This is a genomic window from Chryseobacterium turcicum, from assembly GCF_021010565.1.
GTDB lineage: Bacteria > Bacteroidota > Bacteroidia > Flavobacteriales > Weeksellaceae > Chryseobacterium > Chryseobacterium turcicum.
Genome location: NZ_JAJNAY010000002.1, coordinates 677,835 through 695,916 on the forward strand (window position 1 = coordinate 677,835; position 18,082 = coordinate 695,916).

20 protein-coding genes and 1 tRNA gene are annotated in these 18,082 nt (G+C 34.9%); 18 read left to right on the top strand and 3 right to left on the bottom strand.

Going from position 1 to position 18,082, the window contains the following annotated elements:
* The first annotated feature begins 123 nt into the window (after positions 1–123).
* Together LO744_RS17835 and LO744_RS17840 are read left to right on the top strand one after the other, a co-directional pair.
* Complete coding sequence (locus tag LO744_RS17835) at positions 124–477, top strand: ISAon1 family transposase N-terminal region protein (RefSeq protein WP_230669284.1); 354 nt, start codon at positions 124–126, stop codon at positions 475–477.
* A gap of 4 nt (positions 478–481) precedes the next feature.
* Positions 482–1,450, top strand: a complete 969-nt coding sequence (locus LO744_RS17840) for an ISAon1 family transposase (RefSeq protein WP_230669283.1) — start codon at positions 482–484, stop codon at positions 1,448–1,450.
* 104 nt (positions 1,451–1,554) lie between these two features.
* Here LO744_RS17840 and LO744_RS17845 read toward each other — a convergent pair.
* Both LO744_RS17845 and mce read right to left on the bottom strand, forming a co-directional pair.
* Positions 1,555–1,628 (bottom strand) — tRNA-Ile (locus tag LO744_RS17845).
* A 62-nt stretch (positions 1,629–1,690) separates the two neighbouring features.
* Positions 1,691–2,089: a methylmalonyl-CoA epimerase gene (gene mce / locus LO744_RS17850; protein ID WP_230671812.1), complete on the bottom strand. Its 399-nt coding sequence runs from the start codon at positions 2,087–2,089 to the stop codon at positions 1,691–1,693.
* Between the two features lie 81 nt (positions 2,090–2,170).
* Between mce and rbfA the strand changes: the two genes are divergently transcribed.
* From rbfA to LO744_RS17885, 7 genes are all read left to right on the top strand, one after another.
* Entirely contained in the window at positions 2,171–2,530 is a 360-nt protein-coding gene (gene rbfA / locus LO744_RS17855) for a 30S ribosome-binding factor RbfA (protein ID WP_066680287.1), read from the top strand.
* Positions 2,531–2,534: 4 nt separating this feature from the next.
* Positions 2,535–3,743, top strand: coding sequence for an ABC transporter permease (locus tag LO744_RS17860; RefSeq protein ID WP_230671814.1), 1,209 nt, complete (start codon positions 2,535–2,537; stop codon positions 3,741–3,743).
* A gap of 49 nt (positions 3,744–3,792) precedes the next feature.
* Positions 3,793–5,565, top strand: coding sequence for an endonuclease (locus LO744_RS17865; protein ID WP_230671816.1), 1,773 nt, complete (start codon positions 3,793–3,795; stop codon positions 5,563–5,565).
* Positions 5,566–5,627: 62 nt separating this feature from the next.
* A complete protein-coding gene (locus LO744_RS17870) occupies positions 5,628–6,365 on the top strand; it encodes a shikimate dehydrogenase family protein (protein ID WP_230671818.1) in 738 nt (245 codons plus the stop codon).
* A 75-nt stretch (positions 6,366–6,440) separates the two neighbouring features.
* Positions 6,441–8,240 (top strand): DUF349 domain-containing protein, encoded by a 1,800-nt coding sequence (locus LO744_RS17875; protein ID WP_230671820.1) that lies wholly within the window; start codon positions 6,441–6,443, stop codon positions 8,238–8,240.
* A gap of 61 nt (positions 8,241–8,301) precedes the next feature.
* On the top strand, positions 8,302–9,327 hold the full coding sequence (ribD, locus tag LO744_RS17880; protein WP_230671822.1) for a bifunctional diaminohydroxyphosphoribosylaminopyrimidine deaminase/5-amino-6-(5-phosphoribosylamino)uracil reductase RibD: 1,026 nt from the start codon (positions 8,302–8,304) through the stop codon (positions 9,325–9,327).
* A 12-nt stretch (positions 9,328–9,339) separates the two neighbouring features.
* Positions 9,340–9,945, top strand: a complete 606-nt coding sequence (locus LO744_RS17885) for an IMPACT family protein (protein WP_230671824.1) — start codon at positions 9,340–9,342, stop codon at positions 9,943–9,945.
* Positions 9,946–9,947: 2 nt separating this feature from the next.
* Here the strand turns inward: LO744_RS17885 and LO744_RS17890 are convergent, their stop codons facing one another.
* The gene (locus tag LO744_RS17890; protein ID WP_230671826.1) at positions 9,948–10,637 is read right to left on the bottom strand and encodes a zinc metallopeptidase; all 690 of its coding nucleotides are present in this window, start codon (positions 10,635–10,637) and stop codon (positions 9,948–9,950) included.
* Positions 10,638–10,742: 105 nt separating this feature from the next.
* Here LO744_RS17890 and LO744_RS17895 point away from each other — a divergent pair, with 105 nt between their 5' ends.
* The 9 genes from LO744_RS17895 to LO744_RS17935 all read left to right on the top strand — a co-directional run bounded on the left by LO744_RS17895 (position 10,743) and on the right by LO744_RS17935 (position 18,071).
* Positions 10,743–11,867 carry a GTP cyclohydrolase gene (locus tag LO744_RS17895; RefSeq protein ID WP_230671828.1) on the top strand — a complete coding sequence of 375 codons (1,125 nt, stop codon included), beginning with the start codon at positions 10,743–10,745 and terminating at the stop codon, positions 11,865–11,867.
* A gap of 1 nt (position 11,868) precedes the next feature.
* A complete protein-coding gene (locus LO744_RS17900) occupies positions 11,869–12,045 on the top strand; it encodes a hypothetical protein (RefSeq protein ID WP_230671830.1) in 177 nt (58 codons plus the stop codon).
* 120 nt (positions 12,046–12,165) lie between these two features.
* Positions 12,166–12,537 carry an NADH-quinone oxidoreductase subunit A gene (locus LO744_RS17905; RefSeq protein WP_230671832.1) on the top strand — a complete coding sequence of 124 codons (372 nt, stop codon included), beginning with the start codon at positions 12,166–12,168 and terminating at the stop codon, positions 12,535–12,537.
* Between the two features lie 103 nt (positions 12,538–12,640).
* Positions 12,641–13,201 (top strand): NADH-quinone oxidoreductase subunit B, encoded by a 561-nt coding sequence (locus LO744_RS17910; protein WP_074231131.1) that lies wholly within the window; start codon positions 12,641–12,643, stop codon positions 13,199–13,201.
* Positions 13,202–13,212: 11 nt separating this feature from the next.
* Positions 13,213–13,707, top strand: a complete 495-nt coding sequence (locus LO744_RS17915; RefSeq protein ID WP_230671834.1) for an NADH-quinone oxidoreductase subunit C — start codon at positions 13,213–13,215, stop codon at positions 13,705–13,707.
* Between the two features lie 62 nt (positions 13,708–13,769).
* Positions 13,770–14,993 carry an NADH-quinone oxidoreductase subunit D gene (locus tag LO744_RS17920; RefSeq protein ID WP_230671836.1) on the top strand — a complete coding sequence of 408 codons (1,224 nt, stop codon included), beginning with the start codon at positions 13,770–13,772 and terminating at the stop codon, positions 14,991–14,993.
* A 135-nt stretch (positions 14,994–15,128) separates the two neighbouring features.
* Positions 15,129–15,638, top strand: a complete 510-nt coding sequence (locus tag LO744_RS17925) for an NADH-quinone oxidoreductase subunit NuoE family protein (protein WP_230671838.1) — start codon at positions 15,129–15,131, stop codon at positions 15,636–15,638.
* Between the two features lie 75 nt (positions 15,639–15,713).
* The gene (gene nuoF / locus LO744_RS17930) at positions 15,714–17,069 is read left to right on the top strand and encodes an NADH-quinone oxidoreductase subunit NuoF (protein ID WP_230671840.1); all 1,356 of its coding nucleotides are present in this window, start codon (positions 15,714–15,716) and stop codon (positions 17,067–17,069) included.
* A gap of 15 nt (positions 17,070–17,084) precedes the next feature.
* On the top strand, positions 17,085–18,071 hold the full coding sequence (locus LO744_RS17935) for a hypothetical protein (RefSeq protein ID WP_394799526.1): 987 nt from the start codon (positions 17,085–17,087) through the stop codon (positions 18,069–18,071).
* Positions 18,072–18,082 lie beyond the last annotated feature (11 nt).

The window sequence follows — 18,082 nt, forward strand, 5'->3', positions numbered from 1 at the left end:
TATTTTTGAAATGCATAAAAATATTTCACCATACTCAGAGGAGAAATTTTTAGAATTTTATTTAGAAATCTTGGATCAATGCCAAAACCTGGGGAGAAAAATAAAAATACTTAATTTTGGGGTATGATTAACGATGCCGGGCTACTCAAATTATTATTACCAGAATATTTAATCGAGCACTTCGATATTATAAATTTTGAAGAAGAAAACAAAATTTTACATCTTTATTTCGAAGAGAAAAGTAGGATTCCAAAAGAGTTTTCTTCTTTAACCTTGTATTCCAAAGGTTTTTTAGAAGAAATTACGGTGGATGATTTTCCGCTTCGTGGAAAAACCGTAAAACTCCACATCAAACGAAGAAGGTGGACAGACACGAAAACGGGGAATATTCTCCAAAGAGATTGGACTCTTATTGCCCAAGGAACACGCATGACACAAGATTTTGCCGAGTTCTTAAAAAAAATCTGCCGATGCTAAAGCCTTGTCCTGCAAAACCATTGGAGAGCTTTACGGTGTGGAGGGCAGAAAATTTCAAAGACAGTACAAACATTCCCTCAGCGATTTTAAAAATTGGGAGCAAAAACCGCACGCCGAAGACTGGATTTTGCATCCTCAAAATATTTCAGAGCAGCTCTCTCTGGATGAAGTTGCCCTTTCTGATGGCGAACTCTATACCGTTCTCACCTCAAAAAAGGGAAAGGGTAGAAAAGGCTCAATTGTAGCCATTATCAGAGGAATACAGAGTGAAACAGTAATTGAACATCTTTTTAAAATCAACAGAAAATTAAGAATAAAAGTAACGGAAATTACTTTAGATATGGCTGGGTCTATGAAACTTATTGCCAAAAAATGTTTTCCTAATGCAACACCGGTTATCGATCGCTTCCATGTTCAGAAACTCGCCACAGAAGCCCTTCAGGAAATAAGGATTAAGCATCGCTGGCAGGCCATTGAGCAAGAAAATAACTTGCTCACGGAAGCGAAACAAAAGAAGCGAAAACCTATAATTAAAGTTTTTGAAAACGATGACACCCGAAAGCAACTTTTAGCAAGAAGCAGATACCTGCTTTATAAAACTAGAGAAAAGTGGACTTTATCACAAAAACAAAGAGCAAAAATCCTATTTAAGGAGTATCCCGATTTAGAAAAGGCGTACAATTTATCAGATGGGCTCAGGAAAATTTATAATCAGAACATTCAAAAATCTGTCGCTATGTTAAAGTTAGTCCATTGGTTTAGAGAAGTGGAAGAATCTGGATTTAAATCCTTTAATACCTTAACAAAAACTATTATGCATAACTACAACGGCATTCTCAATTATTTTAACCAGCGAAGCACAAATGCTTCAGCAGAATCTTTCAATGCCAAAATAAAAAACTTCAGGTTACAACTTCGAGGTGTACGAGATAAAGCATTTTTCCTATTCAGATTATCAAAACTTTTTGCCTAGTCCCCAGGTTTTGGCATTGATCCGGAAATAGGTTTTCATATTTTTTCAAATATGGAATCGAATTAATTAAAATAAGAAAAGCACTCAAATTGAGTGCTTTTCTGTGGTCCCACCTGGGCTCGAACCAGGGACCACCTGATTATGAGTCAGGTGCTCTAACCAACTGAGCTATAGGACCTCAAAATTTGGTTAAATTTTGTGTTTGCAAAAATAGTAAAATTTCTTTCACTACAAAATTTTTTATGCCTTTTCTTGACAAAGTTCTACCAGTACACCATTGGTTGACTTAGGGTGTAAGAAGACAACTAATTTATTATCAGCACCTTCTTTAGGTTCTTCAGAGATAAATTGAAACCCTTCTTTTTTTAATCTTTTTACTTCCTCAACGATATTTTCTACGCCAAAAGCCAAATGATGGATGCCTTCTCCCTTTTTATCGATAAATTTTGAGATAGGACTCGCTTCTTTACTCGCTTCTAAAAGCTCAATTTTACTTTCTCCTGTTTCATAAAAAGAAGTCACAACGCCTTCTCTTTCTACAGATTCTTTTTTATAAGATTCTTTACCCAAAAGTTTCGCAAAAAGCGCATCAGAAACTCCCAAAGATTTTACCGCAATGCCGATATGTTCTAATTTCATAAGTCTAAAATATATTTTTTTTGATTGCTAATCAATTTTCAAATAAGCAATTCAAACAAAAGTAGTAAATTTGCATAAATTATGGAAAGCAACAGACAAAGAAAAGTAGCACAGATTATACAGGAAGATTTCGCAGAACTTTTCCGCAAACAGGCATCAGAAAGTAAACAAAACTTTTTGGTTTCAGTTTCCGACGTGAAAGTAACTCCCGATTTGGGAATCGCCAAAATCTATTTAAGTATTTTCCCTCAAGAATTTCGTTCTTCAATTATGGCCGAAATAGAAGCAAATAAGGCACAATACAGAAACTTCATTGGTCAGAAAATGGCAAAACAAGTACGTATTATTCCACAATTGAGCTTTTATCTAGACACTACTCTTGATGATGTAGAGAAAATCGAAAGAGAACTGAGAGGCGAAGGCGACAATCCTGTTTTATAAAAATTTGAAAAACATTGCATTTTACATCGCATCGCGTTACCTTTTATCTAAAAAAGGAAGTACTGCGGTTACATTTATCACCTGGCTTGCTGCTGTGGCGATGAGTGTTGCTGTAGCTGCAATGTTTGTCATTATTTCAGTTTTTTCGGGGCTTGAGGATTTCAACAAATCATTGATTTCTAATCTCCATGCTGATTTAACCATAAAAAGCACTTCTGGAAAAACACTGAAAAATTTAGATAAAATAAATTCTGTCTTAAAAAAGAATACAGAAATTTCCAGCTTCTCAAGAGTAATAGAAGAGAAAACCTACATCAATTACAACGGGAAAGGTGACGTTGCCTATCTGCGAGGTGTAGACTCGGCTTACACCAAAGTAAACCCTGTTGATAAAACTATTTTTTACGGTAGCTACCCTTCATTCGAGTACAGCAATGAAGTTATTATGGAACGTTCGCTCCAGAATAGATTGGGAATTCCTGTAGATGACTCCAACGCTGATTTCTCAACTCTTTTCATGCCTAAACCCGGAACGGGAATTATCAATAAGGAAGAAGACATTTATAATAAAAAAGAGATTGTCGTTTGTGGTGTTTTTCCCGGAAACGAGCAACTTAACAATTACATTATCGCCCCGATAGAATTAGCTGAAGAATTATTAAATCTTCCAAAAAATTCGGCTTATCAAATCGTCATAAAGCTTAAAAATCAAGACAATATAAACTCTGTACAACAGGACTTACTTAAAACTCTAGGAAAAGATATCGAAATCAAAACGAAGGAAGAAGAAAATGCTGCTTTCTGGAAAATGATTAACACCGAAAAGCTATTTATTTATTTAATTTTTGCTTTGGTTATTTTTATCACGACTTTTAATTTGGCGGGGGCTATCATTATTTTACAGCTCGATAAAAAAGAGCAGGCAAAATCGCTTATTTCTTTAGGCTTCCCTCTAGCTCATCTTAGGATGACGTATTTCTACACTGGAATTTTAATTGTCGTTTTAGGCGTAATTTCGGGCCTTGTGTTAGGAACAGCATTATGCTATTTCCAGCTTTACACAGAATTATTCAAAGCGGTAGAAGATTTGCCTTTTCCTGTAAAAATTGTGGGTAAAAATTATTTAATTGTAGCTACCATTGCATCAGTTTTCGGTATCGCTATTTCTTGGTTTTTTTCTAAAATCAGCAAAGACTATATTACTAAAACTTAATATTTATTTTTTTTATTAATTTGTAAGTTTGCCGTCCAATTTAGAAAAAATGAGACGAATTTTAAATTCTTTATTGCTAAGTCTGATTACCATCAGCGCTCTAGCTCAAATTCCAGCCAACTATTACAGTACTGCAACCGGTACAGGCGCCGCACTTAAAACGCAGCTTAACACAATTATCACAAACGGTCACCAAGACCACGGTTATGGAGGATTATGGACAGCATACCAAACAACAGATCGTGATTATTATTATGAAAACGATGGTACTATTTTAGATATTTATTCTGAAAGACCAACTGTTGCAGACCCTTATAATTTCACATACAACACCAATCAATGTGGAACTTACAGCAACGAGGGAGACTGCTACAACAGAGAACATATTGTACCTCAGAGTTTATTTAACCAAGCTTCCCCCATGAGGAACGATATCCACTTTATCCGTGCAACAGATGGAAAAGTGAATGGTTTGAGATCAAATTATCCTTTTGGAAAAGTAGGAACAGCTACATCTACATCTTTAAATGGTTCAAAATTAGGAAATTCAGCTTCAGCAGGATATGGAGGTACGGTTTTCGAACCTATCGATGAGTTTAAAGGTGATGTTGCAAGAATGATTTTTTACTTTGTAACAAGATATGAAACCCAGCTTTCTGGCTTTAGTTCAGGAAATATGCTAGGTAATTCTGCATATCCGGGACTACAGGCTTGGGAGCTTAATCAACTTTTGGCTTGGCATAATTTAGACCCTGTTTCCCCTGCAGAAATAGGAAGAAACAATGCATCTTACACATATCAAGGAAACAGAAACCCTTATATCGACAATCCTAACTATGTAGATTTAGTTTGGGGAACAATAACTTTAGATACTGAAGCTCCTACAACTCCTACAAACTTAGTGGCAAACAACCCTACTTCAAGCACTGTCGCATTAAACTGGACAGCTTCTACAGACAACATAGGAGTTATAGGATACGATGTTTACGCTAATGGAGTTTTAAAATCGACAGTTTCTGGAACAACCACAACCGTTCAAGCACTAAACCCTTCTACAACTTACAATTTCTACGTTATTGCTAAAGATGCTGCAGGAAATCCTTCACCTCAAAGCAATATAGCAACGGAAACTACCCTTGCCGGATCTGGCGGCGGAACAGGAACTTGCGGAACCGAAGATTTTGAAAACATAACAGGAACAGGAAACGGATACGCTACAAGAATCTGGACGAATAATGGAATTACTTGGACGGCAACTGATGCAAGAATCGACCAAACGATTAATGAAAAAGCAATTACCATTCAAAATGGTAGTTTAACGAGTAGCTCTATTTCAGGAGGTGTTGCAACACTTACTGTTACTACACAACGTAAATTCGGAGGTTCATCATCAACTTTAAACTTACAGATAAACGGTACAACTGTAGCAACAATTCCATATAGTGATGTGGCTACAACGACAACAGTTAACGTTAATATTTCTGGAAATGTAATCATTAAACTTGTTAACCCTGTTGCTTCAAACCGAGTAGCAATTGATGATCTTACTTGGACGTGTTCAACGACTTTATCAACTGTTGAAAACTCAAAAGAAAAAGCATTCAGTATTTACCCGAACCCGGTAAAAAATCACGAATTATTTGTAAAAGGCGAAAACCTAAGCAAAATTTCAAAAGCTGAAATCTATGACCTTTCAGGAAAATTGATTAAGAATATTGCCAATCCTTTCAAAAACTCAAATAAAATTAATCTTCACAGAGTAACTAAAGGAGTTTATATCTTGAAAACAGACAATACTTCTACAAAATTCATCGTAGACTAAGACAACAAATATTTTCAACACTAAAGGCCGATTTTTATCGGTCTTTTTTTTACTTTTGATGTATGGATTCTAGCAACAAATTAGGACTGATTGGGAAAAATATCTCCTACTCTTTTTCGAAAAAATATTTTGAAGATAAATTTAAAAAGAAAAAACTTAGCGATTTTTCATACGAAATTTTCGATTTACAGGAAATTAATGAAATTGAAGAAGTATTTTTAAAACCTAGTCTTTTAGGATTTAATGTAACAATTCCTTATAAAGAAAAAATTATAGACTATCTCGATGCATTAAGTGATGAGGCTCAAAAAATAGGTGCTGTAAACTGTGTTTTAATTGAAAATGGGAAGAAAACAGGTTACAATACAGATGCTTTTGGTTTTGAAAAAACTTTAATTGCCCACAAAAAACCACATCACGATTCGGCATTGGTTTTAGGAAATGGTGGCGCTGCAAAAGCAATACAGTATGTTTTAGACAAACATCACATTCCATATAAAACCATCTCAAGAAAATCAGAGATTAATTTTGATAATTTAGATACAGAAACCGTTTCAGAAAACAAGTTAATTATACAGTGTACTCCGGTAGGAACCTTCCCTAATACCGAAGATTGCTTAAACTTTCCTTTCGAAGCACTTACCCATCAACATTTGGTGATTGATTTAATTTACAATCCCGAATGCAGTCAATTTCTTTTAAATTCATCACAAAACGGTGCAAAAACCGTCAATGGATATTATATGCTCGAACAACAGGCAGAAAAAGCTTGGGAAATTTGGTCATTTCAAAAAAAATAACATAAATTAGTAACTTAATTGGTTTATATTAGCTCGCTTTAAGAAGTTAATACCATTATTCATAAAAGATTTGCTATGACAACAGAAAATAATCTTTCTGAAAACGAAGAACAAAAACCTTCTACAGAAGTTCAGGAAACAGTTGAAACGATTGAGAATACAGAAGAAAACCATCAGGAAGAAGACCCCGATGCGCCTCACCATGATTCTATTGCCGACCTGTCTCTAGCCGACGCTCTGAAAGAAATGGAAAAAATCATCAATTCTCCTAATGCTGGTGAAAGATTCCGAGAATTTAATGTTTTAAAAGAAAAAGCAAATCATTCGATTCATGATGAGGTGGAAGACAAAAAGCATGAATACACTGATGGAGGAAATGCACTTGAAAATTTCAGCTACGAACATCCTTCTCAATCTAAACTTTCTGGTCTGATTCATATTTTCAGAGAGAAGCATGATTATTTTCAGAAAAACCAGGAAGAGGAGCAGAAAAAAAATCTGGACCACCGTCAAAGTATTATTGAAAGACTAAAAAATCTTTATACCAATTCTGAGCCTGGAGTCAATCTTTTCAAATCGATTAGAGAAATTAAGGAAGAATGGTCAAATTCTGGTCAGGTTGCAAAATCTGAATTTAAAATTTTAAATAATAATTACTTTCATCATTTGAATCAGTTTTATCAAATGTTGGATTTAAATAAAGAATTCCTTGAGCAGGAATACAGCCACAACTTAGAAAAAAGACAGCACATCATTGCAAGAGCAAAAGAGCTGGAAAACGAGCCGGCTGTACAAAAAGCTTTAAATGAACTTCAATATCTTCACAAACTTTGGAAAGAAGAAGCAGAACCTGTTTCTGAAGAATTCCGTGAGAAAACTTGGGAAGAGTTCAAAGAGATTTCAAATAAAATTCACGAGAGAAAAACAGAACTTTCTGCAGCTATTGAAACAGAGCAGAATGCCAATCTTGAGAAGAAAAACGAAATCATCACTGAAATTAAAAATCTTTCTGAGCCAAAAGACAGTCCTAATCATACCTATTGGCAAAACTCTATCAAGAGAGTTGAAGATTTGCGTTCAGAATTCTTAAAGACAGGAAGTGTACCTAGAAAATTATCCAACAACAATTGGAATGATTTCAAATCTATATTAAGAGCCTTCAACACGACAAAAAATAATTACTATAAATCTTTAAAAGGTTCTCAACAGCAGAATCTTGATGAGAAAATGAAACTCATTCAGACTGCAAAAGACAATATGCTTTCTGAAGACTGGGAGCTTGCAGTAGCTTTATTTAAAAAACTTCAGGAAGACTGGAAAAAAATCGGCCACGTTCCTAAAAGCATGACCAATAAAATCTGGGATGAATTCCGTGATGCATGCAACACGTTCTTTAATAACTACAGAGAAAAAAGCAGCGCTTCTACCGATAACTGGAAAGAAAACTATAAACTAAAAAAAGACCTTCTTGAGGAACTGAAAACAATTTCAGACGAAGAAGGAAGTATCGAAAAAATAGAAGCCATCAAAAGTTCGTGGAATAATATTGGAAAAGTTCCGAGAGACAAAATGGCAATCAACTCTGAGTTTAATAAAACGCTTAGAGAAAAGCTGAAGTTGAATAAGATTAATGAGCTTGAATTGAAAGAAGATGGTTTATCTGAAAACCAATTAACAGACAAGGCTAGAAAAATCAAGAGTCAAATCTCCGACCTTGAAGCGGAAATCGTTAAATTGGAAAACAATTTGGCATTTTTCAAAAATCCATCGAGAGAAAACCCTCTTTTACGAGATACTTACAATACGATTGATGACAAAAAAGCTCATCTTGAGACTTTAAAGCACAATCTTCACAATATCATCGCTGGAGAATAATTAAAAATTAAAGTAAAATATAGAGCGAAACAAAGAAATTTGTATTCGCTTTTTTTATCTTATGCAAGACGAATTTTACATCAAAAGATGCATTGAGCTCGCTCAGAAAGCCATCGGAAACACCTACCCCAATCCATTAGTAGGAAGTGTGATTGTGCACAATGACAAAATAATCGGTGAAGGATACCATCATAAAGCGGGTGAAAACCATGCTGAAATCAACGCAATCAATTCCGTTGAAGATAAAAGCCTGATTTCCGAATCTACTATTTATGTTTCTTTGGAACCTTGCGCGCATTTCGGAAAAACACCGCCTTGTGCTTTAAAAATTGTCGAATTGGGCTTTAAAAAAGTGGTGATTGGCGCAATGGATTCTCATGATAAAGTGAATGGAAAGGGCAAAAAAATAATTCAAGATGCAGGAATTGAAGTTGTATCCGAAGTTTTAGAAAAGGAATGCACTGATTTAAATAAAAGATTTTTCACATACCACGAAAAGAACAGGCCTTTTATTCTATTAAAATGGGCAGAATCTGGCGACCGTTTTATGGATAAAGATTTTAAACCTACTCAGATCAGCAATTCTTTAACCAAACAATTTGTACATCAACTAAGAAACAATGAACATTCTATTTTGATTGGAACGATGACGGCTTTGCGAGACAATCCAAGTCTTACAACGAGAGAAATCGTCGGCAGAAATCCTATTAGAATTCTTATTGATATTGATTTAAAAGTACCATCCGACTTTAATATTTACAGCAATGAAGCCCAAACTTTGGTTTTCAATTCAGTAAAAGAAGATGAAGAAGGAAATATAAAATTCATCAAAACATCGAGAGAAAATTTCATCGAAAATATGTTGAAAAAACTTCACGAACTGCAAATACAGTCAATCATTGTGGAAGGTGGAAGTTTGGTTCTTCAACAGTTTATTGATGCTAATTTGTGGGACGAAACAATGATTATTAAAAATAAAAATCTAGTTTTAGAAAACGGTACGAAAGCTCCTAGATTTAATCAAACTCCTCTCGAAACACAAGATTTCAGAGATAATATCATTGAATTTTACAAAAATTCTCACTAAGAAGGAGACAGAATGTTGCACGAATATAAAACCATAGAAAAACCTATTGAAAACACTTTGCTTAAAGAAAAAGGAAGCAAGTTTATCGGTTTTGCCTTTCCGGTTAATAATGAAACTGAACTTAAAAAAGCTTTAGAGAAAGTAAGAACTGAACATCCGAAGGCGACGCATCATTGCTATGCTTTCAGAATGGGTATCAATGGAGAAAACTATCGTGCCAATGACGACGGCGAACCTTCCGGAAGTGCAGGTTTGCCTATTTACAATCAACTTTTAGCCCATGAAATAACCAATGTTTTAGTCATAAGCGTTCGGTATTATGGCGGAACAAAATTAGGTGTTTCAGGGTTGGTAAAAGCATATAAAGAGTCGGCTAAAATTACATTAGAAGAAGCAACAATCATCACCAAAGAATTGGAAACAGAAATTGAAATTCAATTTAATTTTAATCAACAAAATCTTATTTTCACCTTACTTTCAAAATTTGACGCAAAAGTTTTAAATTTTGACGCTAATGAAAATTGCATTCTAACCGCTTCCTTAAAAACAGCACAAAAAGAAAGCATCTCAGAAAAACTATCTGAGATGCAATATATTTCTTTTGATTTTAAAGAGTAAGTTTAATCCCTTCTACTTCCCATTAAAAGAGAAGCAAAGTATATCAATTGCGCTAAAGATCCGAGTGCCGCCACCAAATAAGTTCGTGCTGCCCAAGTAAGACTATCTTTTACTCCTACAAATTCTTCTGCAGTCACCGTTCCTGTATCTTTTAACCATTTCATCGCTCGATTACTTGCATCGTACTCTACTGGAAGTGTAATAAAAGCAAAAAGTGTAGTTAACGCAAACATAATCACACCAATCAAGAGAATCAATTTATTGTTACTCATTGCCATAACAACAATACCTGCCATCAGTACAAACTGCATTAAATTGGAACTAATACTTACAATAGGAACCAATTTAGACCTTAATTGTAACATTGAATAACCAACTGCATGTTGTATTGCGTGACCACATTCGTGAGCTGCAACAGCTGCCGCAGCTGCATTTCTCTGCATATAAACTGCTTCAGAAAGATTCACCGTTTTATCTGCCGGATTATAATGGTCTGTCAATTGCCCAGGAACCGAAATTACCTGAACATCATGAATATTGTTATCCCTCAACATTTTTTCAGCAACTTCCTTACCCGACATTCCGTTGCTGAGATATACATTGGAATAATATTCGAATTTAGATTTTAATCTTGAGGAAACAAACCAGCTTACCAGCATCGAAATTCCTATGATAAGATAATAACCTGTCATTTTGTTTAATTTTTAATATATAATAATTGTAATAACTGATGTAAAAATTGTGCCAAAGTTTCAGGTTTAATTAATTATATTTGTGGTTGAATTTACCTGAAAACTATGTCGAAAGTTTCCATTCTTGAAGTAAAAACCCCAGAAGATTTAAAGCAATTTGTAAAATTCCCAATGAATTTATACAAAGGCAACCCCTATTACGTACCTTCATTTATAAAAGATGAACTTAATGTATGGAATCCTCAGGAAAACCCTGCCTTGCAATATTCTGAAGCAAAGCAGTTTTTAGCATGGAAAGACAACAAAGTAGTAGGAAGAATTGCGGTAATCATCAACCATAAAGAAGAAAAAGAACTGGGTATAAAAAAAGTTCGTTTCGGATGGATTGATTTTATTGACGACACAGAAGTTCCTAAAGCACTAATTGACACTGCAATAAATTACGCAAAAGAACATCAGATAGACAATATTGAAGGACCAATGGGCTTTACCAATCTCGACAAAGCAGGAATGCTGACTTTCGGATTTGAGAAAATAGCGACCATGATTGGGATCTACAATTACGAATATTACCCAAAACATATTGAAAACCTTGGCCTTGTTAAGGAAAAAGAATGGGTAGAATTTGAAATGAATTTCCCGAAAGTACTTCCTCCAAAAGTAGAAAAATTCAGCTCATTAATTGCTGAGAAATACAACTTAAGAGTGCTAGATTTCCAAAGCAAGGAAGAGATTTTACCTTACGTGAAACCAATGTTTAAGTTGCTTGACGAAACTTACAAACACCTTTCCACCTACACTCCTATTTCTGAAGAGCAAATCAAGACATACAAAGAGAAATTCTTTCCAATGATTGCCAAAAACTATGTTATTTGCGTAGTAGATGAGCATGACGAATTGGTTTCTTTTGCAGTAACGATGCCTTCATATTCTAAAGCTTTACAGAAATCAAAAGGAAAACTTTTCCCTTTCGGATGGTGGCATTTTTTACAGGCTCAAAAGAAAAATGACCGCGCTAATTTTTATTTAATCGGAATTCATCCTGAATATCAAAGACGTGGTGTAACGGCTATTATTTTTAAAGAAATTTTTGTAAGATTCAACAATATGGGTATTGATTTTGCGGAAACCAACCCTGAATTGGAAGAAAACAAAAGTGTACAAGTTCTTTGGCAAGATTACAACCCTACAAATCATAAAAGAAGAAGAACTTATTCTTTAAAATTCTAATATGAAACCACACCTTATTATTTTCGCTGTTTTGATTGCAGGATTTGCAGTTTATAACATCTTCTTCGCCTTAGCGGATGACAGATTAAATACGCTTGTGAATATTGTTTACGCAAGTGTACTTTTTGCTTATATTTCGTTTATGGCATTCACTGTACTCAAAAAACTGAGGAAATAACGCTATTTTTATTGATTCTAAATTATAACTTTTCTCTATTTTCATCAGACTTTTAAGATGATTAATTTCATGCTTTATTGTTTATTGCCTAAATTTGCAACTTGAGATAATAATGTAAAAATGAATTTACCTGAAAGTTATATTCCGATCCTTATACAAGCCTGTGTTGCCATAGGTTTTGTAGCCGTTTCTTTGCTTGGAGCTCATTTTCTGGGACCACAGCAGAAAAAAGGAAATTCTGTAAAAAACCAAAGCTGGGAATGCGGTGTACCTGTTGAAGGAAACGCAAGAACACCATTTTCAATCAAGTATTTCTTAACTGCAATATTGTTTGTATTATTCGATATCGAAATCGTATTTTTTTATCCTTACGCTGTAAACTTCAGAGAATTTGGTCTTGAAGGCTTCTTTGCAGTACTTACATTCGTTGCTATTTTCTTCCTTGCATTTTTCTATGTGTGGAAACGTGGCGCGCTAGACTGGGATAAATAAATTTTAACATTAAAAAGATTTAATTTATTTAAGTAATTAAAAGATTGTGAAACTCGTAATTTTTGATTTTTAAATTCTTCAATCTTTAAATAATTAACAAAAAATGTCAGATCAAAAACCAATAATAAGAACAGATGCACCAGCTCCGGAAGGATTTGAAGGAGAAGGATTTTTTGCAACGAAATTGAGCAGTGTTATCGGGATGGCTAGAAAGTTTTCACTTTGGCCTCTACCGTTTGCTACCTCTTGTTGCGGTATCGAGTTCATGGCTACCCTAAACCCAACCTATGATGCCTCTAGATTTGGTATGGAAAGAAACTCTTTCTCACCAAGACAAGCAGATATGTTGATGGTTTGTGGAACTATTTCTAAAAAATTAGGTCCTGTTTTAAAAGAAGTTTACACTCAAATGGCAGAACCAAAATGGGTAGTTGCTGTAGGAGCTTGTGCTTCTAGTGGAGGTATTTTTGATACGTACTCAGTTTTACAGGGAATTGATAAAATTATTCCGGTAGACGTTTACGTTCCTGGTTGCCCTCCAAGACCAGAACAGATTATAGAAGGTGTAATGCAGGTGCAGGCTTTAGCAGAAAGCGAAAGCATCAGAAGAAGAGATATGCCAGAATATCAAGCATTGCTTGACTCTTACAATATTAGCAATTAATTGATACGGAAATGACAAACGAATTTGTATTAGAAGCGATAACGAGAGAATTTCCGGACTCTATAATCTTACACTCAGAATCTTATGGAATGCTGAATGTTGAGATTAAAAAAGAGGATATCAAAAAAGTAATTCATTACCTTAGAGACTCATCATTAGAAATTAATTTTCTAACTGATATTTGTGGAATCCATTACCCAGAGTTTCCTGATAAAGAAATCGGCGTTGTCTATCATTTACAGAATATGATGACCAATTTCAGAATCCGTTTGAAAGTCTTCATGTCAAGAGAAAATATTGAAGTAGATTCTCTAACTGAATTATATGCTGGAGCCAACTGGATGGAAAGAGAAACTTTTGATTTCTATGGAATTAAATTTAAAGGACATCCTGATTTAAGACCTATCCTAAATATGGAAGACCTTGGTTATCATCCAATGCTGAAAGAATATCGTCTTGAAGACGGTACCAGAACAGATAAGAACGACAGCATGTTTGGAAGATAGTATAGCTTATGGCGAATGGCATTTTGCCAATAGCCAGAAGCAAATAGCTAAAAGCAATTATTATGAAAGACAACTCATTATCTAATATACTTAACCAGCACAACAGTAACGAGCAGATTGACGGGCAATTATATACCCTGAATCTAGGACCTACTCACCCTGCAACGCACGGAATTTTCCAAAACGTTCTTACAATGGACGGTGAAAGAATTCTTCATGCTGAGCAAACTGTTGGTTATATCCATAGAGCATTTGAAAAAATTTCTGAAAGAAGAAATTACGCTCAAATCACAACCCTTACAGACCGTATGAACTACTGCTCTGCGCCAATCAACAATTTTGGATGGCACATGACGGTAGAAAAACTGATTGGAGTAACAGTTCCGAAACGTGTAGATTATATGCGTGTTATCTTAATGGAATTGGCAAGAATCGGTGACCACTTAATCTGTAACGGGGTAACCGGAATGGATGCAGGAGCAATCACAGGTCTTACCTATATGTTCATCGAGAGAGAGCGTATTTACGATATGTATGAGCAGATTTGTGGAGCTAGAATGACAACAAATATGGGAAGAATTGGAGGTTTTGAAAGAGATTTCACTCCAAAATTCCATGAGTTATTGAAAGATTTCTTAAAAACATTCCCTGCAAGATTTGCTGAATTCGGTCAATTATTAGAAAGAAACAGAATTTTCATGGACAGAACCATTGGTGCAGGCTCAATTTCAGCAGAAAGAGCATTAAGCTATGGTTTTACAGGTCCCAATTTACGTGCAACAGGCGTTGATTATGATGTAAGAGTGGCACAACCTTATTCTTCTTACGAAGATTTCGATTTCATCATTCCAGTAGGAACTTCTGGTGACACTTACGACCGTTTTATGGTTCGTCAGCAAGAAGTTTGGGAATCTCTTAAAATTATCAATCAGGCTTACGACAATTTACCAGAAGGACCTTTCCATGCGGATGTTCCTGAGTTTTATCTTCCTGAAAAAGCAGACGTTTACAAAAAAATGGAAGCTTTGATTTACCATTTCAAAATTGTAATGGGAGAAACTGATGTTCCAAAAGGAGAAGTATATCATCCTGTAGAAGGTGGAAACGGAGAATTAGGATTCTATTTGGTAAGTGATGGCGGAAGAAGCCCTTACAGACTTCACTTTAGAAGACCATGTTTCATCTACTATCAAGCATATCCTGAAATGATTACAGGTTCTGTAATTTCAGATGCAATTGTTACAATGTGTAGTATGAATGTAATTGCGGGAGAATTAGACGCATAAGAAAAATTATAAATTTTAGATTATGAATTTTAAATTAATCTAAAATTATTAAATATAAAATTATAAAGTTGATAAGATTTTTAGAAAAATGATTTTCATTCAAAATCTAAAATCTAAAATCTAAAATCTATAAATATGAGCGAAACAATAGCTTTTAAACCGGAAAGTTTAGAACAGGTACACAAAATCATGGCAAGATATCCTGAAGGAAGACAAAAGTCTGCCCTTCTTCCTGTTCTGCATATAGCACAGAAAGAATTTGGAGGATGGCTAGATGTTCCTGTGATGGATTATGTTGCTGAATTACTGAGTATTAAACCCATTGAAGTATATGAAGTAGCTACTTTTTATACCATGTTTAATATGAAGCCGGTGGGTAAATATGTTTTGGAAGTTTGCAGAACCGGACCTTGTATGGTTTGTGGAAGCGAAAAAATCCTAGATCATATCAGAACAAAACTTAATATAAAAGACGGACAAACTACTGAAGACGGAATGTTTACTTTAAAACCTGCTGAATGTCTTGGTGCATGTGGATACGCTCCAATGTTACAACTAGGTAAGTTTTTTCACGAAAATTTAACGATAGAAAAAGTTGACGAAATCCTTGATCTTTGTAGAGAAGGACAAATTGATTTGGGTTAAAATAAATTTAAACAAAAATAGCAATACGCTAAAAGCTATAAGCTAGCAGCTAAATGCTAAAAGCATAATATAAAAATGAGTAAAAAACTTTTACTTAAAGACGCACACGTAGAAGGCATTCGTTATTTCGAAACTTACCGCAAACAAGGTGGTTACGGAGCAGCAGAAAAAGCTTTAAAAATGACAGCCGAAGAAATTTTGGAAGAAGTAAAAGCTTCTGGACTTCGTGGTCGTGGTGGTGCAGGTTTCCCAACAGGAATGAAATGGAGCTTTTTAGCAAAACCAGAAGGTGTTCCAAGACACTTAGTGGTAAATGCTGATGAATCTGAACCGGGAACTTTCAAAGACAGATATTTGATGGAATTTCTTCCTCATTTATTAATTGAAGGAATGTTGATTTCTTCTTTCGTATTAGGTTCTAATGTTTCTTATATCTACATCCGTGGAGAATATTCTTGGATTCCTGATATTTTAGAAGAAGCTATTGAAGAGGCTAAAGCAGCAGGATTTTTAGGTAAAAACATCTTAGGAACAGGTTTCGATTGCGAAATTTATGTTCAAAGAGGTGGTGGTGCTTATATCTGTGGTGAAGAAACCGCTTTACTAGAATCTCTAGAAGGTAAAAGAGGAAACCCAAGATTAAAACCGCCATTCCCAGCTGTAAAAGGACTTTGGGAAAGACCAACCGTTGTAAATAACGTAGAATCTATTGCGGCAATCGTTCCAATTATCGATATTACAGGTGCTGAATATGCCAAAATAGGCGTTGGAAGATCTACTGGTACAAAATTAATTTCTGCTTGCGGAAACATCAATAAACCAGGAGTTTATGAAATCGACATGACCATTACGGTTGAAGAATTCATTTACTCTGATGAATATTGTGGTGGAATTCCAAACGGTAAAAAGCTGAAAGCTTGTATCCCTGGAGGAAGCTCAGTGCCGATTGTTCCAGCAAACTTATTGTTAAAAACGGTAAATGGTGAGCCAAGATATATGAACTATGAATCTCTTGCTGACGGTGGTTTTGCTACCGGAACAATGATGGGTTCAGGAGGTTTCATTGTTTTGGATGAAGACCAGTGTATCGTAGAACATACCATGACTTTGGCGAGATTTTATAATCACGAAAGTTGCGGACAGTGTACTCCTTGCCGTGAAGGAACGGGATGGATGTACAAGATTTTAAAGAAAATTGAGAAAGGAGAAGGGAAAATGGAAGACATCGATTTGCTTTGGGATATCCAGAGAAAAATCGAAGGAAATACCATTTGTCCGTTAGGTGATGCGGCGGCTTGGCCTGTTGCAGCAGCGATTCGTCATTTCAGAGATGAGTTCGAATGGCACATCAAAAATCCTGAATTGTCTCAGACACAAAACTATGGATTGGCAAATTATGCAGACCCTATTCCGGCTGCAGCCAGTAATTAATATGAATTTGGAATTATGAAGAAGTTTATTGCTGTAGGATTATTGTTGTCGAATTTTGTTTTTGGTCAGAATATTAAAGACACTTTAAGTAAAGAAAAAACATTCGAAGAGGCTTGTGCATTTCCGGCAGCTTTACCATATGCCAAGAAAGTAAAGAAGACCTCTTTTGAAAGCGCAGGCATAGGAAATTCAATTACTGAGTACAATACAGTTTTGGATACTACAGAAGGAATTGAAGTTGAGGCAGCAAATAATTCTTTCAAAAAAGGAGCAATGTTCGTTTTTTGGGGCTGGAATAGATCAGGATTTAGTAATTCTGATATTAGATTTAAAGGAAATGGTTATGATTTTACCTTAAATAATGTGGTAGCTCATGACAGACCTTCAGAATTAAGTATGGCATATATAGATCCTACAAGGCTCTCTATTCCACAATTTAATTTTAGATTGGCATATTTCTTAAAAGATAATTTGGCATTAGTAGTAGGAACAGATCACATGAAGTATGTGATGGATCAGGAACAGACTGTTGATTTTAACGGAAATATTTCAGATCCTAAATATGCTGCAATGGTTCAAAACGGAAAAGTTGATTTAACAGATCAAGAATTCCTAACTTTTGAACATACAGACGGATTAAACTATGTAAATGCTGGGGTTGAAAAATATAAAAATCTCTTAAGTAAAAAGAATTTTGATATTTATTGGGCCTATGGAGCCGGAGCCGGAGTATTATTTCCAAAGTCTAATGTAAAATTATTTGGAAACGAAAGAAGTGACAGATACCATGTAGCAGGATTTGGGTTGGATGCAAGAACCAACATCAATTTTGTTTTATGGAAACATATCATGGCAAGAGTTGAAGGAAAATTCGGGTACATTAATATGCCGGATATTAAAACAACTCTTAATAATAAACCTGATAAAGCCAGTCAGGATTTTGTATTCTACCAGATTAATTTCGGGATTGGATATACATTCAATACAAAAAAAAATAAATAAAGCATTTGCTT

Bases quoted from the DNA above. Each gene is read 5' to 3' on its own strand.
- LO744_RS17835 (WP_230669284.1), top strand. From the start codon at position 124: ATGATTAACGATGCCGGGCTACTCAAATTATTATTACCAGAATATTTA.
- mce (WP_230671812.1), bottom strand. From the start codon at position 2,089: ATGAAATTAGAACATATCGGCATTGCGGTAAAATCTTTGGGAGTTTCT.
- rbfA (WP_066680287.1), top strand. From the start codon at position 2,171: ATGGAAAGCAACAGACAAAGAAAAGTAGCACAGATTATACAGGAAGAT.
- LO744_RS17865 (WP_230671816.1), top strand. From the start codon at position 3,793: ATGAGACGAATTTTAAATTCTTTATTGCTAAGTCTGATTACCATCAGC.
- LO744_RS17870 (WP_230671818.1), top strand. From the start codon at position 5,628: ATGGATTCTAGCAACAAATTAGGACTGATTGGGAAAAATATCTCCTAC.
- LO744_RS17875 (WP_230671820.1), top strand. From the start codon at position 6,441: ATGACAACAGAAAATAATCTTTCTGAAAACGAAGAACAAAAACCTTCT.
- ribD (WP_230671822.1), top strand. From the start codon at position 8,302: ATGCAAGACGAATTTTACATCAAAAGATGCATTGAGCTCGCTCAGAAA.
- LO744_RS17885 (WP_230671824.1), top strand. From the start codon at position 9,340: ATGTTGCACGAATATAAAACCATAGAAAAACCTATTGAAAACACTTTG.
- LO744_RS17890 (WP_230671826.1), bottom strand. From the start codon at position 10,637: ATGACAGGTTATTATCTTATCATAGGAATTTCGATGCTGGTAAGCTGG.
- LO744_RS17895 (WP_230671828.1), top strand. From the start codon at position 10,743: ATGTCGAAAGTTTCCATTCTTGAAGTAAAAACCCCAGAAGATTTAAAG.
- LO744_RS17900 (WP_230671830.1), top strand. From the start codon at position 11,869: ATGAAACCACACCTTATTATTTTCGCTGTTTTGATTGCAGGATTTGCA.
- LO744_RS17905 (WP_230671832.1), top strand. From the start codon at position 12,166: ATGAATTTACCTGAAAGTTATATTCCGATCCTTATACAAGCCTGTGTT.
- LO744_RS17910 (WP_074231131.1), top strand. From the start codon at position 12,641: ATGTCAGATCAAAAACCAATAATAAGAACAGATGCACCAGCTCCGGAA.
- LO744_RS17915 (WP_230671834.1), top strand. From the start codon at position 13,213: ATGACAAACGAATTTGTATTAGAAGCGATAACGAGAGAATTTCCGGAC.
- LO744_RS17920 (WP_230671836.1), top strand. From the start codon at position 13,770: ATGAAAGACAACTCATTATCTAATATACTTAACCAGCACAACAGTAAC.
- LO744_RS17925 (WP_230671838.1), top strand. From the start codon at position 15,129: ATGAGCGAAACAATAGCTTTTAAACCGGAAAGTTTAGAACAGGTACAC.
- nuoF (WP_230671840.1), top strand. From the start codon at position 15,714: ATGAGTAAAAAACTTTTACTTAAAGACGCACACGTAGAAGGCATTCGT.
- LO744_RS17935 (WP_394799526.1), top strand. From the start codon at position 17,085: ATGAAGAAGTTTATTGCTGTAGGATTATTGTTGTCGAATTTTGTTTTT.